10 protein-coding genes are annotated in these 13,188 nt (G+C 22.5%); 9 read left to right on the forward strand and 1 reads right to left on the reverse strand.

The features are described 5' to 3' along the window. Positions 1–70 precede the first annotated feature (70 nt). Positions 71–736, forward strand: coding sequence for a hypothetical protein (locus Q2306_RS01400; protein WP_323847526.1), 666 nt, complete (start codon positions 71–73; stop codon positions 734–736). A gap of 169 nt (positions 737–905) precedes the next feature. Here the strand turns inward: Q2306_RS01400 and Q2306_RS01405 are convergent, their stop codons facing one another. Beyond that, positions 906–2,090 (reverse strand): glycosyltransferase, encoded by a 1,185-nt coding sequence (locus Q2306_RS01405; RefSeq protein WP_323847527.1) that lies wholly within the window; start codon positions 2,088–2,090, stop codon positions 906–908. 1,468 nt (positions 2,091–3,558) lie between these two features. On the opposite strand from Q2306_RS01405, the gene Q2306_RS01410 reads away from it, so the two are divergent. From Q2306_RS01410 to Q2306_RS01445, 8 genes are all read left to right on the forward strand, one after another. Next, positions 3,559–4,404, forward strand: coding sequence for a phosphatase PAP2 family protein (locus Q2306_RS01410; RefSeq protein ID WP_323847528.1), 846 nt, complete (start codon positions 3,559–3,561; stop codon positions 4,402–4,404). Between the two features lie 230 nt (positions 4,405–4,634). Next, positions 4,635–6,122: a carboxypeptidase M32 gene (locus tag Q2306_RS01415; protein WP_323847529.1), complete on the forward strand. Its 1,488-nt coding sequence runs from the start codon at positions 4,635–4,637 to the stop codon at positions 6,120–6,122. A 1,417-nt stretch (positions 6,123–7,539) separates the two neighbouring features. After that, entirely contained in the window at positions 7,540–8,631 is a 1,092-nt protein-coding gene (pdhA, locus tag Q2306_RS01420) for a pyruvate dehydrogenase (acetyl-transferring) E1 component subunit alpha (RefSeq protein ID WP_323847948.1), read from the forward strand. A gap of 179 nt (positions 8,632–8,810) precedes the next feature. Beyond that, positions 8,811–9,803: an alpha-ketoacid dehydrogenase subunit beta gene (locus Q2306_RS01425; RefSeq protein ID WP_323847530.1), complete on the forward strand. Its 993-nt coding sequence runs from the start codon at positions 8,811–8,813 to the stop codon at positions 9,801–9,803. A 21-nt stretch (positions 9,804–9,824) separates the two neighbouring features. Then, the gene (locus Q2306_RS01430; RefSeq protein WP_323847531.1) at positions 9,825–10,055 is read left to right on the forward strand and encodes a biotin/lipoyl-containing protein; all 231 of its coding nucleotides are present in this window, start codon (positions 9,825–9,827) and stop codon (positions 10,053–10,055) included. A 39-nt stretch (positions 10,056–10,094) separates the two neighbouring features. Beyond that, positions 10,095–10,859, forward strand: a complete 765-nt coding sequence (locus Q2306_RS01435) for a dihydrolipoamide acetyltransferase family protein (protein WP_323847532.1) — start codon at positions 10,095–10,097, stop codon at positions 10,857–10,859. 13 nt (positions 10,860–10,872) lie between these two features. Beyond that, positions 10,873–12,252, forward strand: coding sequence for a dihydrolipoyl dehydrogenase (gene lpdA, locus Q2306_RS01440; protein WP_323847533.1), 1,380 nt, complete (start codon positions 10,873–10,875; stop codon positions 12,250–12,252). 141 nt (positions 12,253–12,393) lie between these two features. Beyond that, positions 12,394–13,155, forward strand: coding sequence for a TatD family hydrolase (locus Q2306_RS01445; protein WP_323847534.1), 762 nt, complete (start codon positions 12,394–12,396; stop codon positions 13,153–13,155). The last annotated feature ends 33 nt before the right edge of the window (positions 13,156–13,188 follow it).

The raw sequence follows: 13,188 nt of genomic DNA on the forward strand, positions 1-13,188 counted from the left end.
ATGAAGACATAACTAGTTTGTTGATTTTTTTACAAAAACGCAATATAAATTAAATAAGATTGGAACTCAAATGAATTTAAAAAAAATAATTTTTATATCTATTATGACGGGTTCATCTTTAACTTTAATTTATTTTCAACAATATTTTTCTTATAACACACCTCTTACTTATAATAATTATATTATATTGCCTAGTATTACTTTGATTCTTATGATTTTAATTTCGGATTTTTATTATAGCTTATTTGGTGTTTTAATTTATGGTTTGTTATCGGGTTTGTCTAAGTATACAAATTATATACAAATTTATGATTATTTCATTATAAAAGATTTTGGCATTAATGCTTTTGTTTTTTCTCAAATTTTATTAAAACATTTTCTTTGTAATTTTGTTTATTTAGGTTTATTTTTTGCTTCATATAATATAGAACAAAAGAGAAAAATAGTTTTTCAAAAATTTTGGTTATTTTTGTTTTTAATAATTTTAATTCAAAGTATTATTTTAACTACAAATGGCATTTATTTTTATGGCAAAGTTTATAAAACGTTAGTTCACCGAGTTACATGGTGGCCTAATTTAAAAAACTTAATTAATAATTATTTTATTTTAATTATTTGGCTTTTTAATTTTGTACCAATTTTTATCAATAATTTGTTGGTTGGCATTTTAGTAACTTTTATATATCGAAGTATTCAAAAAACAAATTATTTACATATATTAAATATAAAAATATAAAAATATAAAAATATAAATAACGATTGAAATATCAGCAAATCAAGTTTTTATTATGAAGTTTAAGTTAATATTATTAACTAATATAATATTTTTTAAATAAATATAAATTGTTTATTTTTTGTAAAACAATTTATATTTATTTGTTTATTTTGATATAATTATGTAATTATTATTTGTTATTCCTAGATATAGCTATTTTATAAACATCAATCATTTTTTCAGCAAATATCTCTTGTTTATAATTATAAGTGGATTGTTTAGCTTTTAATGACATTTTTTCATGTTTTACTTTATCTTTATAAAGACATTTTAAAGCTTGAAAGAATTCTTCTTTATCATTATATAAAAAACCATTTTCATTATTTTGAATAACTCCATCTAATGCTTCATCATAACGAGCTACCACTGGTAAAGAGGCAGATAAAGCTTCAATATAAGTTAAACCTTGAGTTTCGAATAAAGAAGCATTAAGAAAAACGCTTCCTAATTGATAATATAATCCTATTTGATCGTTAGGAACAAAATTTAAAAAAATAATTTTGTCTTTTAAATTTAATTTTTTAACTTTTTTTTGTAAATTTTTTTTTTCAGGTCCATCGCCGATGATTAAAAATTTACTTTTATCGTTTTGTTTATGAAAAACAGCAAAATTATCTATAAGAAAATCAATTTCTTTTTCTTTAGAAATTCTTCCTATAAATAAACAAACAAAAAAATCTGTTAAACCTAACTTTTCTTTTAAAATATTTACTTCTTTTTCAAAATAATTTTCCGGATTAAATTTTTGTAATTGAATGCCAGATGGAATAATTTTATATTCTTTGTCTATCGGATAACGTTTTGTTAAAAAATTTAAAGTTTTTTTAGTAGGAACGACAATTATATTAGCTTTTGAAATAAATTGTTTTAAAATATGATCTAATAATTTTATAATTATTTTTCTAAATATTTTAATCCAAAGAAAATTATTTTTTTCTAAAAAAACATGATACATAGAATGCATTGTATAAATTAAAGGTATGTTTAATTTTTTATGAATATATAATCCTAAATATCCTATTCCTGCTTCTGTATGAACATGAATTATATCTAAATTTAAAGCTTGTATTTGAGAGATATGTTTTTTATATGTTATAACTAAGCGGCAACCTTTTACACTTTTGAAAAATAATGGTATTGCTCCCTTAATCCTAATGATATAAGGATCTTCTTCTTTATGTTTTGGAACAGCTTCTGTTGTTATAATATAAACTTCATGGCCTAAAGATTCTAAACCTTGTCTCAGTGATTTAGTAGAGACGACGACGCCACCGATAAATGGTTCCCAACAATCTAAAAATAAACCTATTTTCATTAATAATTAAAATCGTCTTTCTTATTTATTTTTTAAAAAAAATTATGTATTTTTTATCGAAAAATTTATTACAATTAAATTATAATAAAAAACTAAATTATAAGATAAAAAAAGTTTAAAAAGTAATCAAAAATTATGTTTTTTTTTTTATAATCATGGATTTTATTTTTTTTAAGTACAAAGATAATGATATGTTTGATATTGTTTAAGTTTGCTGCTTATAATATTATTTTATAATTTTTTTATTATTTATTAATATTTAAAATTTTAAAAAAAACGAAGATAATAAAAATGATGAATTTGATGGAAAATGTAAATAAAACATTATAATGATTTATTTTATTAATTTTCAATTTTTTTGTTCTTTTGTATATGTTTTTAAGCCTTTTTTCATGCATCGCAATATTCTTCGAGAAATTTTTTCTCTTGGATTATTTATGAGAGAAAACACTTTATTAGCGCATTTGGTTTTTTAAATTTAATTAATACAAATAGATATTTAAAATATTTATTTTATTTAAATTTAATTTGTTTTGTTAATTATCGTTTTTTTGTATATTTTATGATTTAAATTTTATTTTTTGAACATAAATTATTGCCTTTAATATTTTTTTATTTATTATTTTATATAACTCAAGACATTATAACACATGATAAAATATATATTGGTTTTCTTTATTCTTTTTTATTTTTTTGATTATATTTTTTTAACAGAAGTTTATTCCCTTTATATAAATTAAATTTCTAACATTTATAATAAGTATTATAATAAATTTATTTTTATTATTATCTTTTCAAATTTTTTTATTTTTTATCTTTTTTTATCAAAATAAAAAACAAAAGAATTGTTAAAAAATATATAATAAATTAATTGATAACTACCCTGTTCCTTTTTTTAAATGCAACTTTTATCTTTTAAATCTTTAAAATTACTTTTTAAGATTTAAAATTAAGTTTATAATTTCATATTTTTTAATACTTTATTTGTTCATATATAATACTAAGATAAAAAAATTTAAAAACACTGTAACAAAATTTAATTTTTTTCATATATTATATCATTTTTATTTAGAAAAATTATTTATCTTAGATGTTGAAAATATTTGAAGTAGTGATAAATAATTTAATTTAGCTAAATAATTTAATTTAGCTAAAAGCTATTTTTTTATTTTTTTATTAAATTTTTAAAAAATAAAAAGTGTCTAAAGTTTTGGAAAGTTTTTTCAGAAGCCTTTTAATCAATTTTTATTATATACTCTTCTACTTAGAACACATAAGAAACTATTTTAAATTACAAAAAAATGTAAACAGACGAGACTGTACTATTTCTTTTGATACTCTATCGAAAAAAATTACTTAATAAAAAAATTTAAACATTTATTATTTTTATAAATAACAATTATATTTATTATTTAATTTGTTTTAACAAATTTTTTTATAAAAAAATTTTACAAAAGGAATTTCAAAGATGGAAAAAGAAAGCAATTGTAAAAAAACATTATCATACAAAAATCGAAATAATTATAAACGTTTAAAAAATTATATTTTAAAATTTGTTCTTATAATTTTTATTTCGCAAGTTACATATCATGTTGTTTTATATTTTATTGATTGGAGTTCCATTAAAAGATATATTGTCATAGGCGGTGACATACAAAAAAATAATTATTGGATCCAAATATTAAATTTAGGAATAAACAAAAAAATTAAAGGTCTTTTGAGTTTTCCTTATTGCAAATTTTCAAGTTTTTTTGTTTTAATTTACATAAGTTCTATTTTTTGGTGGTATACTATAACTCCAATTTTGGTATATAAATATTTATATTCAAATTATGATCAAGACCCAAAAGTACTAAATGTTTTATTTAAATCTTTTTTTATAGTTCTTTTTATTTCTTTGATTATTTTTTTAGTTTTTCCTATTCAATGTTCAGGAATAGATTTAAATATTCCATCAAGTGATGATAACAAACTTTTTAATTTATTAATAGCTAAAAGTGATTATTTATTAGATCGAATTTATAAGATGGATCATATTAGAATAAATTGTTTACCTAGTTTACATGTTTCTAATAGTTGGTTTTGTTACATCCCTTTTCGTTATGAAACAAACAAACGTATTCCTAAAAAAATTATTTATATTCAATTTATTATCGCTATTTTGGTTTTTATTTCTACTTTTGTAATTAAACAACATTATATAATGGATGGCATAGTTGCTATTGCTTTAGTAGAATTAGTTTTTTGGTTGGTTTGGAAAAAGACTAAAAACAAAAATAATACACTTTATATTGATAATTCTAATAAATTTTAACTAAGTAATAGTCAACGTTTAATAGAAGGCTTAATATAAGTGTTACATTTTAAATAATAAATCTATTTAACATGCTTTTTAATTAATTGAATTTAATTAATGAAAAAAATAAAAAATTTATATTATTATAATAACTAAAATTAATATTATTTTCTTTATTTTGATTTTTCTAATTAAAAAAGAAATTAAAAATTTGTAAAAGTAAAAAATTTAATAAAAAGGTGATTTTGATGCAAAATAATTATAATAAATTAGAAAAAAAAATAGAAAAAATATATCATTTAAAAAATATTTTAAGTGTAATACAATGGGATATATCTTGTAATATTAAAAAAGATTCATTGGAAAGCCGTACACAAGAAGTTATTACTGTCGAAAACATAATACATTCTGAATTAACATCTCAAGAAATACAAAATTTATTAGAACAAACTAAAAAAGAATTCTCTTTGTTAGATGATTGGCAAAAAGTTAATGTAAAAGAAATAGAAAAACAAATTACTGAAGCTAATTTAATTCCGATAGAATTAAAAGAAAAAATGACTATAGCGACCGCTCATGCTGAAATTAATTGGCGTAAAGCAAAAAAAGAAAATGATTATAATCTATTCAAACCTTATTTACAAAAAGTGTTAGATTATACTAAAAAAATTGCTAAAATAAGAGCTAAAAAATTTAATTTAAGTTTATATGATTCTTTATTAGATAAATTTGATGCAGGAAGTACAACTAAAGAAAATCAAGAAATTTTTGAAGTTTTAAAAAAAGAATTGCCATTTATTATCCAAAAAATTTTAAATAAACAAAAAGATATAATTTTTAATGAAATACCAATGAATTTAGACATGCAAAAAAAAATTAATCAATATATGACAGAAGTTTTAGGTTTTGATTTTCAAAAGGGTCGTCTTGATGAATCTACACATCCTTTTTGTGGAGGCACTCCTTATGATATTAGAATGACAACAAAATACAACCCTAGCAATTTTTTAGATGCTTTTTATGCGACAATACATGAAACAGGACATGCTTTATATGAACAAAATCTACCTGAAAATTATAAAAATCAACCTGTAGGTCAAGCTAAAAGTTTTCAATTTCATGAAAGCGAATCTTTATTTATGGAAAAACAAATTGGAAAATCCAAATCTTTTATCTCTTTTTTAAATAAAATTTTAAACAACCAATTTAATCAAACAAATTCAATATTTGAAGCAGATAAATTATATAAACAAGTTAATCAAGTTAAACCTGATTTTATAAGAATTTTTTCTGATGAAATCACTTATATGTTTCATATTATTTTACGTTTTGAAATTGAAGAATTATTAATAAATGATAAACTTTCTTTAGATGATTTGCCTAATTGTTGGAATCAAAAATCTCAAGAATATTTAGGTATAATGCCTTGTAATTATAGCGAAGGTTGTCTTCAAGACATTCATTGGTCTCAAGGAGCTTTTGGCTATTTCCCTAGTTATGCTAAGGGTATGATAATTGCTGCTATGAAAATGAAAAAATTAAAAAAATTATATCCTGAATTAGAACATGATATTCAAAATGGTGAATTTAAATATTTAAATAATTATTTAAATAAAAATTTCAGACATTTAGGTTCGTCTAAAAAATCTAGAGAATTATTGTATATATCTACAAGCGAATACAAAATTAATCCTTATATATTTTTAGATTATTTAAAAGAAAAATTTTTATTATAATATTTTATTTTGGAATACTCTAAGATTGAGTTCTAAAAAAATAATTTATTATAAAATCTAAAAAATAAGTCAAATTTTTTATTAAGCAAATAAAACAGTTTGACTTATTTTTTTAAAAGTTAATTTTTAAAATAAAAATCTCTTTCTTCTAATTGTTTTATATATAACTTAAATTAAAAAAGGATACTCCTTAAAAAATTTTTTAATTTAAGTTATATATAAAACAATTGGGATGTCTAGTTTTTTAGAAAAAATTAATTTTAAGGGTGAAAAGATATATATATCATAATAAGTAATTTAATCAATTACTTGTTTGATAATACTAATATAATACGTAAAAACAGAAGAAACTTCATCGGTCATATAAATTTAAAGAATATGTGATTAGAGTAAAATACGAATTAGAATTAATTCAAATGAACTATTCAAGATGTGTTATTTTAAGTCCAAATGAATATCATGTAAAATATCTAATATTTTTCTAATGGGAATAAAAATAGTAAATTTTAAACACCGAGAAGGAAAATTTAATGAAATGAGGATGTGCATAATATTAAAAAGATATTAGTATAGTTTTTAACAATTATCATCACAACTATTAGATTAGTAAATCCAATATATATCTAATTAATAATATAATTCATCCATCTTAAAATTAAAGGTTATAAACCTAAAAATTCGAGGCAAAAAGTCGAATGGTTTAAAAGATAAAGATACTATTTAGTGGTAGAAGAAGCAAAACTAAGTCAGAATACAAGACAAAGATTTATAAAACTTCACAAGTTCGAAGCATATAAGTAATTATAATTTGAATAAATTATGAATCGTATAGTGAGATATATACGTTAGTTCTTGAAAGGGATATAATTATGGCAAGTTCGTACACTTGGAAACACTTGTTCGTACAGTTTTAGATCGGGAACAATTTGTAATAAAGTATATTTGTAATAAAGTATGTAAATACAAATTCCATATTCAAACTTATTTGATTTATCGCTATTCAAAATAGTAATCTTGGAGAAGTTTTTTAAAATATAAATATCGTTAAAGACATAGATATTTTAAAAAAATAAATTTATTTATCAGTTGAGTATATTTTTATTACGAATTATAAACAATAATTATTTAAAAATAAGTTATAATTATTAAGTAAGTTGTAGATGTGTAAAAATTTACTAAATATTAAATAAATATTAAGTAATTATGTTTTTATAAAGTTATTTTTTATATCATAATTATTTTGGAATATTCGTATTATACATATAATATTTTATATTTGATAAATGAATTATTATTTTTTAAAATTTATTCATTTTAATTTATTTTTTACAAAAATATAAAATTTTTCATATGTATATTGAATATATATTTGCATATATAACTAAGATTGATAAAAATTTTTAAAAAAGGACGTTGTATCGTGGAATTATTTGATTTATATAATCCTTTAAAAAAACAAAAATTACAGATTTTGGATTTAGAAGGTAAAGTGATTAATTCAGAATTAGAACCGAAAATATCTGATGGCGAATTATTAAAGATGTATAAAATTATGATTTTATGCCGTATTTCTGATTTAAAAGCTGTTCAATATCAACGTCAAGGTAGAATGCTTTCTTATGTTATTAACCAAGGGCATGAAGCTGGACAAGTTGGAATAGCTTCTGCTTTACAAGATAAAGATTGGATTTCCCCTTATTTCAGGGATATAGGATTGTATTTATATCGTGGTATTTCCTTAGAAAATATATATCTTTATTGGTTTGGTAACGAAAAAGGTTCTCAAATGGATCCTAACAAACGTATTTTGCCTGTTAATATTATAATAGGTTCAAGCGTTAATATAGGAGCAGGTTTAGCTTTAGCTAGTAAAATTCAAAAAAAAGATGAAGTTACTTTAACTACAATAGGTGATGGCGGAACAGCTCATGAAGAATTTTATGCAGGTTTAAATTTTGCTTCTGTATATCAAGCTCCTTTAGTTGTTGCGATTCAAAATAATCAATATGCTATTTCTACTCCTAGAAAAATTGCTTCTCATTCTGAAACTTTAGCTCAAAAAGCTTATGCTTTTGGCATTCAAGGTATTCAAGTTGACGGAAATGATGTTTTAGCAGTCCATGTAGCTATTAAACATTTTGTAGAAAGAGCACGTCAAAAAAAAGGGCCTGCTTTAATAGAAATTATAACTTATCGTATGGGTGCTCATACCACTAATGATAATACAAAATTATATCGTTCTGTAGAGGAAGAAGAACAATGGAGATTGAAAGATCCGATTGTTCGTTTTCAAAAGTATTTATTAAATAAAAATATTTTAACCCAAGATATGATAGAAGAAATAGATAAAGAAACTGAACAACATGTTAAACAAACACATGATAAAATCATGTCTTATGGTGATAAAGTAGAACCTATTGAAATTTTTGAACATATTTATGATAAAATGACACCTCAATTAATAGAACAATATTCGGAATACGAAACTTTTTTAAAAAATAAAAAATAATCATAAATTGTATAAAGTTTTATTTTGTTAAATAAATGTTTTTTATCGAATAAATTTTATAAATAATTTTTATAATGTTTTCAGTTTATATAAATTCAATATAAATTATTAAAGTTTATATTAATTCCGATCAAGAATATATTCGTGCATAGGATAAATATTAAAAAGGAAATCAAAAAATGAATTCACATAAAGTTTCAATGAATTTATTGCAAACTATTAATCATACTTTAGATATTCAGTTAGCTAAAAATCCCAAAATAGTTTTGTTCGGCCAAGATATTGGTAAATTAGGTGGTGTTTTTAGAGTTACAGCTGGTTTACAACAAAAATACGGAGAAGAACGTATTTTTGATACTCCTATATCTGAATCTGCTATTGTTGGTAGTGCTATAGGAATGTCTATGAATGGTTTAATACCGATTGCAGAAATTCAATTTGATGGTTTTGTATACGTCGGATTACAAGATTTAATTTCTCATGCAGCAAGAATGAGAAATCGTTCTAGAAATAGTTTTTCATGCCCTATGGTTTTGAAATTTCCAATTGGTGGCGGTGTAAAAGCTTTAGAGCATCATTCAGAATCTTTAGAAGTAATTTTAGGTTCGATTCCAGGTTTAAAAGTAGTTGTTCCTTCTAATCCTTACGATGCAAAAGGTCTTTTAATTGCAGCTATTAATAGTCCAGATCCAGTAGTTTATATGGAACCAAAAATTTTATATCGTGGCAAAAAAGAAGAAGTGCCATTAGAAGAATATGAAGTTGAAATTGGCAAATCTAAAATAGTTCAAGAAGGAAAAGATATCACTTTAGTAGCTTGGAGTTCTGCTGTTCAAATTTCTAAATTAGCAATAGATTTATTAAGTAAAGAAGGTATTTCCGGAGAATTAATAGACTTAAGAACTATCAATCCGATAGATGAAGAAACTATTTTAAATTCTGTTAAAAAAACAGGTAGATTATTAGTTGTACATGAAGCAACAAAAACTTATGGTCCAGCTGGAGAAATCATATCTTTAGTTAACGAACATGTTTTTCATTATTTGAAAGATTCTCCGCAAAGAGTTACAGGTTTTGATATTATTATGCCTTTAGCTAGAGGAGAATATCATCAAAATTTAAATCCTGACAAAATTATTTATAAAATTAAAAAAATGTTTAATAAAAAATAAAAAATAAAGGTGATTATTATAATGGTTGAATTACGTTTTACAGATATTGGTGAAGGTGTAAATGAAGGAGAAATAACTAGAATTTTTTATACAGAAGGAAAAGAAGTAAACGAAGGAGTAGATTTGATAGAAGTTGAAACAGATAAAGCTACTGTTCCTATATCTTCGCCTATTACAGGAAAAATTATAAAAATATTTGTTAAAGAAGGTGATAAAGTAGAAGTTGGAGATTTATTATTAACAATTGAATAAATATTTTAATAATTTTAAATAAAGGAAATTAATATTAATATGGAAAATAATAATAAAAAATATGATAATAATTTAAAACATGAGAACAACAATACAGCAAACGAAGTAGAAATTATTAAAATATCAAAAATAAGAGAAATAATTGCTAAAAGAATGGTTGTTGCTAAAACAGAAATTCCAGACGTTACTATAACAGAAGAAGTTGATATTACTAATTTAGTTATTTTAAGAAAAAGATTAAAAAACGAATTAGAACCACAAGGAATTAAAATAACTTACATGGCTTTTATAGCAAAAGCAGTTGTTTCTGCTTTAAAAGAATTTCCATTATTTAACTCTAGTTTTGATCCTGAAAAAAACGAAATAATTATAAAAAAATTTATTAATTTAGGCATTGCAATTGATACTTCTCGTGGTTTAATAGTGCCTAATATTAAAAATGCAGATAAATTAAATATTATTGAATTAGCCCAAGAAATACATAAATTAGCTAAAAGTGGTCAAGATGGTAAATTAACATTGAGCCAACTTCAAAATGGAACTTTCACTTTGAGTAATTTTGGTACTATTGGCGGTTTACAGTGTACACCTATTATTAATTTGCCTGAGTTAGCTATTTTAGGAATTGGTAAAATTATTAAAAAACCAGTAGTTAAAGAAGATAATATTGTTATAGCCGACGTTTTACATTTATCTTTAAGTTTCGATCATCGTATTATAGATGGCGCTGATGCTTCTAGGTTTATCAATAAACTTTCTACATTGTTACATGATATCATTGAATTAGAAAAGCATATTTTTTAAAGAAAAATAATATATGAAAAAATATGATATTTTAATTATTGGTGGCGGGCCCGGCGGTTATGTTTCTGCTATTAGAGCGGCTCAATTAGGTGCTAAGGTAGCTTTAATAGAAAAGCATAAAGTTGGTGGTATTTGCTTAAATTATGGTTGTATCCCAACTAAAGCTTATTTAAAAAGCGCTAAAATGTTTGATTTAGCTCAGAATATAGAACAGTTCGGTCTTAAGAAAAATAGTGATATTGTTTTTGATTGGTTATCTATTTTAAATCGTAAAAATAAAATAGTTCAGAAGTTATTTAATGGTATTAATGTTTTATTAAAAAAAAATAAAATTGATCTTTATAAGTCTTTTGCAGAAGTTTTAACTCCTAATATTGTTCAAGTAGGAGAAATTACATTAGAAACTGAAAAACTTATTATAGCCACAGGTTCTAGTGCTTTTATTCCACCTATTCCTGGCGTTAAAGAATCTTATGAAAATAAATACCTTTATACTAGTAAAGAATTAGTTAATTTAGAAAAGTTTCCTAAAAAAATAATTATTATTGGTGGCGGAGTTATAGGAATAGAATTTGCATCTATTTTTAATAAATTTAATTCGGAAGTTGTTATTATAGAAAGACAACAAAATATTTTAAGTAACATGGATTATGATATTGTTAATGTTTATGCCAAAAAATTAAAAAAAGATAATATTAAAATTTATACATGTTCTGAAGTAATAAAAATTGAAAATAATAAAGTTTATTATAAAAAAGATGAACAAATTTATCAAGATGAAGCAGATATAATTTTAATGGCTGTCGGTACTAAACCTAATTTAGATGGAATTCAAAAATTGAATTTGAAAATAGAAAGAACAGGAATAGTTACTGATGAGTTTTTAAGAACTTCTGTTGAAGGTGTTTATGCTATCGGAGATGTTAATGGCAAATATATGTTAGCGCATGTAGCTAGTCATGAAGGCATAATAGCTGTTTCTCACGCTTTAAATTATAAAGATCATCTTATTCCTATGGATTATAATTGTGTCCCTTATTGTGTTTATGGTTTTCCTGAAATAGCATCTATAGGACTTACTGAAGAACAAGTTAAAACAAAACAAATCTGTTATAAAGTTTCTATTTTCCCTGCAAGTGCTATTGGAAAAGCTTTAGCTGATGGCGAAACTGATGGTTTTGCTAAAGTAATCGTTGAAAAAGATAGTTTAAAAATTTTAGGTATGCATATATTAAGTTGTAATGCTACAGAATTGATTAGCGAAATAGGGGTTGCCATGGGTTTCCAAGGCACAGCTCATGATATAGTTAAAACAATTCACCCTCATCCGAGTTTATCAGAAATGATCTTAGAAACTTTTTTAGGAGTAATCGATAAACCTATTCATATGTAATGTTTATTATAAAATAAATATGATAAAAAAAATTTTAAAAATATATATAATAATGAAATAAAACCCAAATAATTGGGTTTTATTTCATTATTGAATAAAATATTAATAATAAAAATTAATTTGTTAAAAGAGAAATAAAATATGTTAATCGATACACATACTCATTTAAATTTTTCAAATTTTAATAAAGATTTGAATCAAGTTCTGCAAAGAGCATATGACAACGATGTGAAATATTTTATCGTTCCAGGAGTTGATAAAGAAACAAATGAAAAAGCTATTGATTTAGCTGTTAAAAATTCTTGTATTAAAGTTGCCGTTGGAATTCATCCTTGTTATTGGTTGAATGAAGATCCTTTGAGTATTGAAAAATATTTTAATTGTCCACATGTGGTTGCTGTAGGAGAGATCGGTTTAGATTTGTATCATGAAAAAAAATTTTTACCCATTCAAAAACAAAATTTACAAATTCAAATAAAATTAGCTTTGAAATATAACTTACCTATTGTTTTACATGCTAGAGAATCTTTTGATGAAATATATCAAATTTTATTACCTTATAAAGGTGAAATAAAAGGAGTTTTTCATTGTTTAACCAACCATTTAGAAGAAGCAAAACAAGCTTTAGAACTAGGTTTTTATGTAGGCTTGGGCGGTATTGTTACTTATGAAAAAGCTGGGGAAGCTCATAAAATAGCTAAAAAAATTCCATTGGATAAAATTTTATTAGAAACTGATTCACCTTTTTTAACTCCTTCGCCTTTAGACAAAAATAAAAGAAATGAACCTAGATTTGTTAAAATTATAGCTGAAAAAATAGCTAAGTTAAGAAACATTAGTTTCCAAGAAATTTCTGAAAAAACAACTAATAATGCCAAAAAATTATTTAATTTAAAAATATAAATATAATGTTAAAGTAATCACGATAAAGGTTAT

Source organism: Phytoplasma sp. (assembly GCF_035187685.1).
Taxonomy (GTDB): Bacteria; Bacillota_I; Bacilli_A; order Acholeplasmatales; family Acholeplasmataceae; genus Phytoplasma.